Genomic DNA, 12,624 nt, shown 5'->3' with positions numbered 1-12,624 from the left:
CTACGGCCTGCAAAAGCGCGTGGAGATGGCCCGGGCCCTGGCCATGCAGCCCGAGGTGCTGATGCTCGACGAACCCGTGGCCGGCATGAACCGCGAGGAGACCGAGGACATGGCGCGCTTCATCCTGGACGTGCGCGCCGAGTGGGGCGCGACGGTGCTGATGGTCGAGCACGACATGGGCATGGTGATGGACCTGTCGGACCACGTGGTGGTGCTGAACTTCGGCCAGGTCATCGCCCAGGGCACGCCGGCCGTGGTACAGGCCGACCCGGAAGTGGCGCGCGCCTACCTCGGCTCGGGCGACGTGGGCGAGCTGCGCGCCAGGCTGCAGGCCGCTGCCGGGCGCGTGCCCGCACCCGCCGCACAGGGGGCCGCATGATGGATTGGGCCTACCTGTTCGAGATCAGCCTCACCGGCATCGCCAGCGGCGGGCTGTACGCGCTGGCGGCGCTGGCCTTCGTCATGGTCTACAAGGCCACGCGGGTGGTGAACATCGCCATCGGCGAGATGCTGATGGCCGGCAGCTACCTGTTCTTCACCTTCGCCGCCCTGTGGGCGCTGCCGCTGTGGCTGGCCATTCCTGCCGCGGTGCTGGCCAGCGGGCTGCTGGGCGCCATCATCGAGCGCACCATGATCCGCCCGCTGCTGGGCGAGCCGCCGATCTCGGCCTTCATGGTCACCGTGGGCCTGGCCTCCATCCTGGTCGGCCTGGTGGAGATGATCTGGAGCGCCGACCAGCGCCGCCTGCCGGACTTCATGCCGACCAAGCCCATCATGGTGGGCGACGCCTTCCTGGCGCCCAAGGTGTTCTGGGGCGCGGTGATCGCCGCCGTGTTCATCGCCGCGGTGCTGCTGGTGTTTCGTTACTGGCGCGGCGGCGTGGCCCTGCGCGCCACGGCCAGCGACCAGGGGGCGGCGTATTCGGTCGGCATCAACGTGCCGCGCGTGTTCTCGCTGGCCTGGGTGGTCTCCGCCATGCTGGCGGCGGTGTCCGGGATCATCGTCGGCTCGATCGGCGGCATTTCATCTTCCATGGGCGTGTTCGGCCTGTCGGTGCTGGTGGTCGTGATCGTCGGCGGGCTCGACAGCGTGCTGGGCGCGCTGGTTGCCGGCGTGCTGGTCGGCCTGGTGGAGGCGCTGGCCGGCGCCTACCTGGGCGGGGAGTACAAGCTGCTGGCGACCTTCATCGTGCTGGTGGCCATCCTGATGGCGCGGCCGTACGGGCTGTTTGGCACGCGGGAGATCGAGCGGCTATGAGGCTCCATCACAACCTCACCAGCGCCCGCCTCTCCCTCTCCCCCGTGGGGGAGAGGGCCGGGGTGAGGGGGTTGGCTCGAGCGCCACGCCTGCCTGAACCCCCCACTCTCACCCCAACCCTCTCCCGCCAGCGGGAGAGGGAGCAACAGCCGCGCGTCGGCACAACGACCCACTGACATGCGCATCGGAACCTTCAAGGAAAGCTACGCCAGCGACGCCGCGCTGTTCGACTCGCGCACGCAGCACGTCTGGCTGGGCATCACCGCCGTGCTGCTCGTCGCTTTTCCCTTCATCGCCAGCGATTACTGGCTCTACCTGGCCTGCCTGATTGCCATCAACGTGGCCAGCAGCACGGGGCTGAACATCCTCACCGGCTACACGGGGCTGGTCAGCCTGGGGCAGGCCGCCTTCATGGGCCTGGGCGCCTACACCGTGGCCATCCTGCAGGCGCGCTGGGGCACGCCGCTGCTCTTCAACCTGCTGGCCGGCGGCTTGGTCGCCATGCTGGGCGGCATGGTGGTGGGCATCCCGTCGCTGCGCGTCAAGGGGCTGTACCTGGCCATCGTGACCATTGCCGCGTCCTTCATTGCGCACTTCTTCTTTGCCAACCTGAAGATCACCGGCGGCACGGCGGGCCTGTCCATGCAGCCGGGGCAGCTCTTCGGCGTGGTGCTGGACACCTCATTTCGCCTGTACTGGCTGATCGTGCCGGTGATGGTGCTGATGCTGCTGGGCGCGGCCAACCTGTTTCGCACGCGCATCGGCCGCGCCTTCATCGCCATTCGCGACCGCGACATCTCGGCCGAGGTGCTGGGCATTCCGCTCCTGCAATACAAGCTGCTGTCGTTCGGCCTGTCGTCGTTCTACGCCGGCGTGGCGGGCGGCCTGTGGGCGTATTTCTTCCGCGTGGTGACGCCCGAGAGCTTTCCGCTGTCGATGTCGATCTTCTTCCTGGCCGCCATCATCGTCGGCGGCATGGGCTCGATCCTGGGCGGTGTCCTGGGCGCGGTCTTCATGACGCTGGTGCCCGAGGTGCTCAAGCTCATCGTCGACCTGCTGCCTGGCGGCACCGATCTCACCGTGTTTCTCTCGCCCGTGCGCCTGGTCATCTTTGGCGCCCTGATCGTCGGCTTCCTGGTCTTCGAGCCCCTGGGGCTGGCCGAGATGTGGCGACGCACGCGGCGCTTCTTTCATCTGTGGCCGTTCCGCAATTGAGCCCGCTAGCCAGCGAACGCCCCACCGACTGCTTTCACCCTGACGACACCACCACCCCAAGGAGACAGCCATGGACCCGCAGCAACGCATTTCCACCCGCCGCCGCAGCATGGTGCTGACGGCCGCCGCCGCCGGCGCGGCAGCGCTCACCCAGCCGCTGTCGGTGCTGGCGCAGGGGGCCGATGAGATCGTCATCGGCGGCTCCATCCCCATGACGGGGGTGTTCGCCTTTGCCGGCGTGGGCATCAACGCCGGCATCCAGGACTACGTGAAGATCGTCAACGACGCTGGCGGCATCAAGGGCCGCAAGGTCAAGTACGTGCCCGAGGACACGGGCTACAAGGTCGACGTGTCGGTGGCCGCGTTCAAGAAGATCACCAGCCAGAACAAGGTGAATCTGTACTACGGCGACTCCACGGGCTTCGCCAAGACCATCAACCCCGAGCTGGATCGCAACGGCAGCATCCTGATGTGCGGCGCGTCGTTCGCCACCGAGCTGAACGACCCGAAGAAATACCCGCACCAGTTCCTCGTGGGCCCGGACTACACCGAGATGTTCGGCATCCTGCTGAAGCACATCGCCAAGGAAAAGCCCGGCGCCAAGGTGGCCTTCGTCTATTCCGACTCCGAGTTCGGCCGCGACCCCATCGACTCCAGCGAGGCGCTGGCCAAGAAGCTCGGCCTGTCGGTGCCCATCAAGATCATGACGCCCGCCGGCAGCGTGGACGTGTCCACCGAAGTCATCAAGCTGCGCCGCGCCGCGCCCGACTACACCATCTTCCACGGCTACATCCTGGCGCCGATTCCTGAGTTCATCACCCAGGGCAAGCAGCAGGGCATGCAATCGAAGTGGATGGGCACCTTCTGGACCATGGACAGCTCCACCGTCATGAAGATGGGCCCGGATGGCGACGGCTTCATGGGCGTGATGCCGTTTCGCTACTACTACGACACGGAAAAGGCCCCCATGCTGGAAAAAATCCGCGCCATGCGCCCGGAGTACCAGAGCACGGCTTACACCCAGGGCTTCCTGGCCGCCATGCTGCTGCTCGAATCGGCCAAGCGCACGCTGGAGGCAAACAAGCCGCTCACGGGCGACAACCTGAAGGCAGCGCTCAACACCATCAAGGACTTCGACACGGGTGGACTAATCGGCGTGCCCATCACCATCAGCGGCAACTCCATCCCCGTGGGCCGGGTGTACCGGGCGGACATGAAGGCGCAGAAGATGGTCGCTGCCTCGGACTGGATCAAGCTCTGACCCCTCTTGCCCCCTCCCCCTCTGGGGGAGGGTTGGGGTGGGGGCTAGCGACGGTCGCAGCTCCAGGCGTCCTGCCCATCGCCCGCCGGCCCCCATCCCCGCCTTCCCCCAAAGGGGGAAGGAGCAAAAGCCGCCCCCGCACATCGCCATGAGCAACGCCCCCTCCCCCGTCCTCGAAGTCAACAACATCGAGGTCGTCTACAACAAGACCGTGCAGGCCCTGCGCGGCCTGTCAATGGCCGTGCCGCGCGGGCAGATCGTGGCGCTCCTGGGCAGCAACGGCGCGGGCAAGAGCACCACGCTCAAAGCCATCTCGCGCCTGCTGGAGCTCGAAGACGGCGCCCTGGAAGCCGGCCGCATCAGCTTCGATGGCCAGGACACGGCGCAGCTGGCTCCGCAGCAGCTGGTGCGCCGGGGCCTCTCCCACGTCATGGAGGGCCGGCGCGTGTTCGAGGACCTGACGGTGGAGGACAACCTGATTGCCTCGACCTACGCGCTGTCGGGCCGCGCCGGCGCGCCCAAGCCCGATTTCGGCCTGGTGTATGAGTACTTCCCGCGCCTGCACGAGCGCCGCAAGGGCCTGGCCGGCTACCTGTCGGGCGGCGAGCAGCAGATGCTGGCCATTGGCCGCGCGCTCATCGCCCAGCCCACGCTGATGCTGCTCGATGAACCCTCGCTCGGCCTGTCCCCGAAGCTCACCGAGGACATTTTTTCCATCATCGCCCGCATCAACGCCGAGCGCGGCACCTCCATGCTGCTGGTCGAGCAAAACGCCACCGTGGCCCTGGCCGTGGCGCACAGCGGCTACATCATGGAAAACGGCAAGATCGTGATCGACGGCTCGGCCGAGCGCCTGGCCAGCGACCCGGACGTGCGCGAGTTCTATCTCGGCACCGGCGGCAGCGGCGAGGCCAAGAGCTTCCGCGACATCAAGCACTACAAAAGGCGCAAAAGGTGGCTGTCGTGAACCAACTCCCCGAACTCACCCTGCCGCAGATGCTGCGCCAGCGCGCGCAGCACCATGCAGGCCGCGTCGCCATCCGGCAAAAGGATTTCGGCATCTGGAAGCCCTTTACCTGGTTGGACTACTACCGCCGCTCCAGCCACTTCGGCCAGGGCCTGTTGGCGCTGGGCCTGCCGCCCGGCGGGCATGTCGGCGTGATTGCCGAGAACCGCATCGAATGGGTCATTGCGCAGATGGGCGCGGGGCTGGTGGGCGGCGTCACCGTGGGCGTCTACCCGACCAGCCCGACGCCCGAGGTCGCCTACGTGGTGGGCCACGCCGACATCGACATCATGGTCTGCGAGGACCAGGAGCAGACCGACAAGGTGCTGGAGGCCCTCGACCAGCTGCCCCGCCTGAAGAAAATCATCGTCATGGAGACCAAGGGCCTGCGCAGCTTTGCCCCAGAGCAGCGCGCCCTGATCGTGCCCTTTGCCGAAGTGGAAAAAATGGGCGAGGCGGTGCACAGCCAGGCGCACATCGACGAGCTGCTGGCGCGGCAAAAGCTCGATGACATCGGCCTGATGATCTACACCTCGGGCTCCACCGGCGCGCCGAAGGGCGCCATGATTTCGTGGCGCAACATGCGCGGCGTGGTGCCGGGCATTGCCGAGCGGCTGCAGCTGGCGGGCGACTCCTCGCACCTGTCCTACCTGCCGCTGTGCCACGTGGCCGAGCAGATGCTGACCACCTTCGTGCCGCTGTACCTGGGCTCGACGGTGAACTTCGGCGAGTCCATCCGCACCGTGCAGGAGGACCTGCGCGAGGTGGCGCCCAGCATGTTCCTGGGCGTGCCGCGCATCTGGGAAAAGCTCCACTCCTCCATCACCATCAAGATGCAGGAGACTGGCCGCCTGCGCCGCGCGCTGTACGCGCGCGCCTTGGCCGCCTGCGCGCCGCTGGCGGACAAGCCGCGCGAACAATGGAGCCTGGCCGAGCGCGCCCGCTACGGCGCGCACTACTGGCTGGTGCTGCGTGCGCTGCAGAACTTCATCGGCCTGCGCCGCACGCGCGTGGCGCTCACCGGTGCTGCGCCGATTGCGCCCGAGGTGGTGCGCTTTTTCCGCACCCTGGGCGTGCCGCTGATCGAGGTCTATGGCCTGACCGAATCGACCGGTATGGTGACGGGCCACCGGCTGTCCGCAGTCACCCCCGGCACCGTCGGCCCGGTGACCGAGGGCGTGCGCTACCGGCTGGCGCCCGACACGGGCGAATTCCAGATCCAGGGCGAGATGGTTTTCGCCGGCTACTACAAGAACCCCGAGGCCACGGCGCAGACCCTCCAGGACGGCTGGCTGCACACCGGCGACGTGGTGCGCGAGGAGGCGGGCGGGCAGCTCAAAATCGTCGACCGCCTCAAGGACATCATGATCACCGCCGGCGGCAAGAACCTGACGCCCACCGAGATCGAGGGCGCCATGAAGGCCAGCCCGTACATCAAGGAATGCATCGTGATCGCCGACGGGCGCAAGTTCGTCTCGGCCCTGGTGCAGATCGACCTGGAGACCGTGGGCAAGTGGGCCGAAGCGCGGCGCATCGCCTTCACGCATTTCCGCTCCCTGGTCGAAACCCCCGAGGTGCGCCAGCTGATCGAGGGCGAGATCGCCGCCGGCAACGCCCGCCTGGCGCAGGTGGCGCACATCCGCAAGTTCCACCTGCTGACCAAGGAACTGGACCACGACGATGGCGAAGTCACCGCCACCATGAAGGTGCGCCGCAGCAGCATCTACAAGAGCTACGCCCGGGAGATCGAGGCACTTTACGCATGAAATCGCCTGGAACCCCTTGTCTGCGAAGCACTTCCAGCTATTGAAACAGGAGTCACCCGACCATGCCCGATACCCCAGGCGCAGCCGCCGCGCACGCCCCGCTGCTCGTCGAGCGCCAGGGCGCCGTGGCCACCCTGACCTTCAATCGCCCCGAGGCCCTGAACGCGCTGGACATGGCCACGGCACAGGCGCTGCTGGCTGCGCTGCAGGACATCGCCCGGGACGGCGGCGTGCGCGCCGTCCTGCTCAAGGGCGCAGGCCGGGCCTTTGTCGCCGGCGGCGACCTGGCCACGCTCGCCGCCGACCCGGTGCAGGGTGCGCGCGACCTGCTGCAGCCGCTGAACGCGGCGCTGCTCCTGCTGCAAGAGCTCGACGCCCCCGTCATCGCCCAGGTGCACGGCGCAGCCGCCGGCGCCGGCCTGTCGCTGGCGCTGATGTGCGACTTCGTGCTGGCCGCCCAAGGCACGCAATTCAACCTGGCCTACATCAACCTGGGCACCAGTTGCGACGTGGGCGCCTCCTGGGCGCTGCCGCGTCTGGTGGGCCTGCGCCGGGCGCTGGAGATCGCCCTGCTGGGCGAGGCGCTGGATGCCGACGAGGCGCTGCGCTGCGGCCTGGTCAACCGCGTGTTGCCGGCGGCCGAGCTGCCCGCGGCGGCGCAGGCGTTCGCGCAGCGCCTGGCAGCAGGCCCCACCCGCGCCTATGGCGAAATGCGCCGCCTGATGCACACCAGCTTCGAACGCGACCTGGCCGGCCAGCTGCAGGCCGAGGCCCAGGCCTTCGAGCGCTGCGCCCGCACCGCCGACCTGCGCGAAGGCATCGAGGCGTTCTTCGAGCGCAGGAAGGCGGTGTTTGGCGGGCAGTGACGCCGTCCCATCCATCCTGTGTGCCCAGGCGATCAATTGGCGCAACCCGCCCAGCACGGCCTTCTCCATCGCTGCGCCAACCACGGCGGCCCGCCGTTTCAACCAGCCTCGACCATACGGCGCACGCCTTCCAGCAAGGCATTGAAGCTGCGCGAACGATTGCCTCCGTCCACCCGCAGATGCCCGGCAATGGCGCGCGAGCCGGACAGCTTCTGATAGCGCTGCTGCGTCAGCTTGCCCAGCTCCTCACTCGCATTGGCCAAGGCGTCCGGCGCCCGGAACTTGCGCCTGTCTTGCTGGACACCCAGCCCCGGCACCCCCAGTCCCTGCTCCACCGCAGCCAGTTCGCCCAGGTAAAAACTCTCCAGTTCATGGCAGGCCACGCGCACCAGAGCGTCGCTGCGGCCACCTTCGGCACACAGCCGCAGCAGCTCGGCGCGCACCTGGCGGCAGTCATCGCTGTCCTGATCGCGCAGCACGACAAAGCGGCTGTCCGGTGCCCGCCAGTGCCGCAGCCGCAGCGCCAGCCGCTTGTGCAAATCCTGCTTGCCCTCGAACACCATGTATTGCACTGTCACCTGGGGCGGCAGCACCCTGGGCAACACCGCTTGCAACATGGCCCGGGCCGACGGCTCCTCCAGCAGGAACACCAGCGTGCTCATGCCGGATCGACCCCGGCAAACAGCCCCTGTTTCCACAGATAGCCCAATTGGTCGCCGGCAGCCATGTAAGCGGCAATCTGCTCATCGTCGCGGGCGCGCAGCACGCGGGTATAGCCGCCGTGCTTGACCAGCCAGAACACCTCGTCCAGACGCAACGCGTTCAGAAAATCCGGTGAGTGCGTGGACACCATGACCTGCCCGCCGCGCAAGGCGTAATCGCGAAATTCCTCTGCCAGCTCCCACAGCAGCGTCGGGTAGAGCTGGTTTTCCGGCTCCTCCACGCACAACAGCGGATGGGGTTGCGGGTCATGCAGCAGCACCAGATAGGCAAACATCTTGATCGTGCCGTCGGAGACATAGCGATCGATGAACGGATCGACAAACGCCCCGTCTCGAAACTGCAGCAGCAGCCGCCCGTCCTCGGTCGGTTTTGGGGTCACCTCCGTCACGCCCGGCACGCGCTCGCGCATGCGCTGCACGATGTGCTCGAACACCTGGGGGTGGTTTTCATAAATGTTGCGCGCCACCCGCTGCAGGTTGTCGCCCGTGACCGAGAGATGATCCTCCATGCCAATGGCGTCCTTGGTGCCACGCGCGGCGCTGATATGGAAGTCCGAGACATGCCAGTTCTCGATCAGCCGGCGAAAGGCGTTTGCCGCCTTGAAACGCTCGAACTGCCCCAGCCCACTGATGGCCAGCGTGTCCGGATCGACCCGCTGCTCTTCGCGGTCGAGTTCCTCGTCGGGCCGATTGAAATCCTCTTCGTTGGTGATGGCGTAGCCCACACCGCGTCGGAAGTCCAGGAAATGAAATGGCGATCCATAGCGCCCGCGTTTGTAGCGCAGCACCTCGTGCAGCACCACGGGCCGCCCGCGCTCCTCACCCAGGTGCAGCAAATACGTCACCAGCCGCTGCACGCCGGCAATCTCCAGGCGAAACTTGATCTCGATCTCGATGCCCTCGGCAGGACTTACGCCACGCGTCAGCACCTCCCGAAAGCCGCCGCGCTGCACCAGCGCCTGGCGCACGTTGAACAGCAGGCAATCCTTCAGAAAGCCGAACACACCGAACAGCGTGCTCTTGCCCGTACCGTTGGCACCCACCACCACGCACAGCCGGGGCATGTCAGCCAGGCTGGCGTCGCGAAAGCCCTTGAAATTCCTCAGCCGCAGCGATTCGATGCGCATGGTTGTCCACCCTGAAAGTTCCAACGTCAGATTTTCCGCTGCCCCTGCGCGCTGCCCTCGGCGGTCTAGCGAATGCCTTCGAGCTTGAGCATGGCGGGACAGGTACGGCTGGGGCGGGTCTGGCTCAGCTCACTTGTAAAACGCCTCCACCTGCCCTTTCAGCGTCAGCAGCAGCGGGCGGCCGCGCCGGTCCAGCGTCTTGCCGGCGGGCACCTTGATCCAGCCCTCGCTCACGCAGTACTCCTCGACGTCAAAGCGCTCCTTGCCGTTGAAGCGGATGCCGATGCCCGCCTGTTGCGCGAACACCTCGGGGGCGTGGTGGGGGCTGCGCGGGTCGGTGGCCAGGCGGTCGGGCAGGGGGATGGGGGCGGGGGTGGGCTCGGTCATGCAGAGGGCTCCAGCGTGGTCGGGGAAAAGGGCCGGATTATCCCGCAGCCCCGTTTGCACTACCAAAAAGCTAGCTATACCTCCTTGTCAGTCAACGCAAAACCTGGTTTTTTGCCGAAAAATGCCGTGCCCGGCGGGCCTGTGGACAAGTCTGCGCAGCGTTCGCGCACAACTGCCGTGTTATCCACAGGCGCGGCCGCGCGCCGGCGTTTGTCCCCAAAACGGGGGCACCGGGCGCCCGGTCCGCTGCCCAGGCTTGTACGCAGTGCAAATGCAGGCTGTGGATGAAGAAAAACCGGTTGTCCACAGGCAGGGCCCGCCTCTACTACCACTACCAATTAAAGATATTGAAGACAAGAGATAACGTTGGTGGTCGTGGTGGCGGCGCGCCCGAGCACAAAAAAAGCGCCCGGGCGGGCGCTGGAGGGGGACCGAGGCAGGTTTTAAAAGGGCGCGTCGTCCTCGGGCGTGGCCACGCCCGCCTGCGGGGCGGCGGGCGCGGGCGCGGCCGGGATGCCCGCGCTGCGGCCCTCGCCGCCGAGTGCCTGCACCAGATCGACCAGCAGGCGCGACAGCTCGCCGGTGGCGATGGTCACGTCGGCATCGAAACCGCCATCGTCATCGCCCTGGGCGTCCAGCACGGTGTCCAGCAGCTGCACCTTCTTGAGCTGCAGGCCCTCGGTCAGCACGAAGGACACGCGGTCGTCCCACGTCATGGCCAGGCGCGTGGGCAGCTTGCCGGTCTCGATGTGCGCGCGCACCTCGTCGATGTCCAGCGGGTGGCGCGCGTAGCGCACCACGGCCTTGTCCTCCATGGGGCTCTTGAGTTCGCATTCGCGGTCGACGGTGAAGCCCGCTGGCGGCTCCTGCTCGCGCAGCCAGTGCGCCATGGCCGCCTGGGGGGCGGTCTGCGTGTCCAGCAGCGCCAGCGACAGGCCGGGCAGCTGCTCGACCAGCGCGGTGGTGATCTCGTCGGCGCGGCCCTGGCTGCCGCTGTCGATGACCAGGGTGCGCGCCTCGCGGTCGATCCACACCCAGGTCGAGCCCTGCTTGGTGAAGGCCATGGGCAGCAGGTCCAGCTTGGCCTCGTCCTTGAGTTCGTTGGACTCCTTCTTGCCGGGCTTCCTGCCCGTCTCGCGCTCGATGGCCTCGGCCTTTTCGCGCACCTTGCGCGCCAGCACCGAGCCGGGCAGCACCTTGGCCTCGGTCATGAACCGCAGCACCCACTGCCCGGCCACGCTCTCGGCCAGCGGACCATGGGCCTCGCCGCGCGGCGGCACCCAGCCGGCGCTTCTTTCCTGCGTCGCGCCGCATTCGGCAAACGGCACCCTGGCCAGCGCTTCCTCCAGGGTCGTCAGGTCGGACTGCCAGCCCTCGGCGATGCGGTAGACGATGATGTTCTTGAACACTTCAGATCTGCTTTCGTACTATCAAAAAAATAGCTGCACGCCTTTACCTGGCAAGCATTTCGGTCTGTTTTTCATCACAAACCGGGGTACGGCGCGGTGCAGCCGGGTGCAACTTTACACAGGCGCAGCATTGCCACACGCGGGCGTTACACCGGCGCCGCACACTGCCTTTCATCTTGCAGTGCACCTTGAAAGGAAACACCCCATGACCCGCACCCGCACCACCCTCGTCACCGGCGCCTGCGCCGCGCTGCTGGCCCTGGCCGGCGCCACGGCCGCCATCGCCCAGAGCGCACCTTCGCCCGCCCCGGCCACCGCCACCGAGCAGGCCGCGCACCCCTCCCACGACGGCGCGCACGCCCGGCACCGCGCCATGACGCCCGAGCAGCGCCAGCAGATGCGCCAGCAGCGCGCCCAGGCTTTCAAGCAAAAGCTCGCCCTGACGGCGCAGCAGGAGCCGGCCTGGGCCGCCTTCCAGCAGGCCATGCAGCCGGGCCAGCAGCACGCCCGCCTGGACGGCGGCCAGCGCCAGGACTGGAAGCAGCTGTCCACGCCCGAGCGCCTGGACCGCATGCGCGCCCTGCAAACCCAGCGCGCGGCCGAGTTCGACCGCCGGGCCGAGGCCACCAAGGTCTTCTACGCCTCGCTCCAGCCCGAGCAGCAAAAGACCTTCGACGCCGAGGGCGCGCGCATGTTCAGCCGGTTTGGCCATGGCATGCATGGCCAGCACGGCAAGCATGCCGGCCACCACGCGCACGGCAAGCGCGGGGCTGCGCCGCAGGGCCAGCCGCAGCCGCAGTAAGCGTGCCACCCGCACGCCGCGCCGGCCGCCCGGCGCGGCGTTGCGGTGCCCGCCTACAGGGGGCGGCAGGGGGCGACCTCTACAGTGGTTACATAAATTTTCGTAACCCTCGCGCTGTCCCATGCCCCTGCCTTTCATTTGCAACATGCCGCGCCGCCTGCCCTTGCCGGGCCTTGGCGGCGCCTTTGTTTCCGCCCTGCTGCTCGCATCCCAGCCCGCTGCCGCGCAGCAGCCGGACGACGCCGCGAGCCTTGCGGACACCCCGGCCGTCTATGTGCAGGCCGGCCGCGCGCGCGGTGACACCGACGCGCTGACCCTGGGCGCCACACTGCCCTGGAAGGGCTTTCGCCGCAGCCTTGGCGGCAGCGAGCTGCGCGGGCACTGGGATCTCTACGTGAGCCGCTGGTCGCACGACGCCGTGCCCGGCGGCAGCGGCCACACCACGCTGCTGGGCATCACGCCGGTGCTGCGCCTGGTGCCCGACCAGGGCCGCTCGGCGTTCTTCCTGGAAGGCGGCATCGGCGCCACCTACGCCAACCAGCACTACCAGACGCCCGAGCGCGAATTCAGCACGCGCTTCAACTTCGCCTCGCACCTGGGTGCCGGCGTGCGCCTGGGCGCGCAGCGCCAGCACGAGCTGATGCTGCGCGTTCAGCACGTCTCCAACGCCGGCATCAGGAAGCCCAACCCGGGCAACAACTTCGTGCAGCTGCGCTACGCGCTGCACTTCTAGGCGCGGCCTGTGGACAACCCTGGGGAGCCCGATCGTGCAAGCCGCCACTTGTCCACAGCCGCGGCGCACGCGC

Annotated in this window: 12 protein-coding genes and 1 pseudogene; 9 read left to right on the top strand and 4 right to left on the bottom strand. The window is 67.7% G+C overall.

Annotated features, from left to right (window positions below):
• The 7 genes and pseudogenes from RT051_RS03225 to RT051_RS03195 all read left to right on the top strand — a co-directional run.
• Positions 1–379 (top strand): annotated as a pseudogene (locus RT051_RS03225) (ABC transporter ATP-binding protein); the annotation flags it as partial.
• Entirely contained in the window at positions 376–1,257 is an 882-nt protein-coding gene (locus RT051_RS03220) for a branched-chain amino acid ABC transporter permease (RefSeq protein WP_409520527.1), read from the top strand. The pseudogene RT051_RS03225 and the gene RT051_RS03220, both read left to right, overlap by 4 nt.
• Before the next feature lie 177 nt (positions 1,258–1,434).
• Complete coding sequence (locus tag RT051_RS03215; protein ID WP_313071569.1) at positions 1,435–2,472, top strand: branched-chain amino acid ABC transporter permease; 1,038 nt, start codon at positions 1,435–1,437, stop codon at positions 2,470–2,472.
• Between the two features lie 70 nt (positions 2,473–2,542).
• Complete coding sequence (locus RT051_RS03210; RefSeq protein ID WP_313071565.1) at positions 2,543–3,733, top strand: ABC transporter substrate-binding protein; 1,191 nt, start codon at positions 2,543–2,545, stop codon at positions 3,731–3,733.
• A gap of 148 nt (positions 3,734–3,881) precedes the next feature.
• Positions 3,882–4,700 (top strand): ABC transporter ATP-binding protein, encoded by an 819-nt coding sequence (locus tag RT051_RS03205; RefSeq protein WP_313071560.1) that lies wholly within the window; start codon positions 3,882–3,884, stop codon positions 4,698–4,700.
• On the top strand, positions 4,697–6,505 hold the full coding sequence (locus tag RT051_RS03200) for an AMP-binding protein (RefSeq protein WP_313071557.1): 1,809 nt from the start codon (positions 4,697–4,699) through the stop codon (positions 6,503–6,505). The genes RT051_RS03205 and RT051_RS03200 overlap by 4 nt, the downstream gene beginning before the upstream one ends.
• A gap of 62 nt (positions 6,506–6,567) precedes the next feature.
• Positions 6,568–7,371, top strand: coding sequence for an enoyl-CoA hydratase-related protein (locus tag RT051_RS03195; protein WP_313071554.1), 804 nt, complete (start codon positions 6,568–6,570; stop codon positions 7,369–7,371).
• 98 nt (positions 7,372–7,469) lie between these two features.
• Here the strand turns inward: RT051_RS03195 and RT051_RS03190 are convergent, their stop codons facing one another.
• The 4 genes from RT051_RS03190 to RT051_RS03175 all read right to left on the bottom strand — a co-directional run bounded on the left by RT051_RS03190 (position 7,470) and on the right by RT051_RS03175 (position 11,016).
• Positions 7,470–8,033, bottom strand: coding sequence for a DUF4276 family protein (locus tag RT051_RS03190; protein ID WP_313071551.1), 564 nt, complete (start codon positions 8,031–8,033; stop codon positions 7,470–7,472).
• Complete coding sequence (locus RT051_RS03185) at positions 8,030–9,220, bottom strand: AAA family ATPase (protein ID WP_313071546.1); 1,191 nt, start codon at positions 9,218–9,220, stop codon at positions 8,030–8,032. Before RT051_RS03185 ends, RT051_RS03190 begins: the two co-directional genes overlap by 4 nt.
• A 129-nt stretch (positions 9,221–9,349) precedes the next feature.
• Complete coding sequence (locus RT051_RS03180; protein ID WP_313071542.1) at positions 9,350–9,607, bottom strand: DUF3297 family protein; 258 nt, start codon at positions 9,605–9,607, stop codon at positions 9,350–9,352.
• Positions 9,608–10,050: 443 nt separating this feature from the next.
• A complete protein-coding gene (locus RT051_RS03175) occupies positions 10,051–11,016 on the bottom strand; it encodes a recombination-associated protein RdgC (RefSeq protein ID WP_313071538.1) in 966 nt (321 codons plus the stop codon).
• A 205-nt stretch (positions 11,017–11,221) separates the two neighbouring features.
• Between RT051_RS03175 and RT051_RS03170 the strand changes: the two genes are divergently transcribed.
• Positions 11,222–11,818, top strand: coding sequence for a Spy/CpxP family protein refolding chaperone (locus RT051_RS03170; protein ID WP_313071534.1), 597 nt, complete (start codon positions 11,222–11,224; stop codon positions 11,816–11,818).
• Between the two features lie 121 nt (positions 11,819–11,939).
• Positions 11,940–12,551, top strand: a complete 612-nt coding sequence (locus tag RT051_RS03165; RefSeq protein ID WP_313071529.1) for an acyloxyacyl hydrolase — start codon at positions 11,940–11,942, stop codon at positions 12,549–12,551.
• Positions 12,552–12,624: the final 73 nt, after the last annotated feature.

Source organism: Melaminivora sp. (assembly GCF_032059615.1).
Lineage (GTDB): Bacteria > Pseudomonadota > Gammaproteobacteria > Burkholderiales > Burkholderiaceae_C > Melaminivora.
Note: the sequence above shows the minus strand (reverse complement) of the source record. Positions and strands in the feature narration are given on the sequence as shown.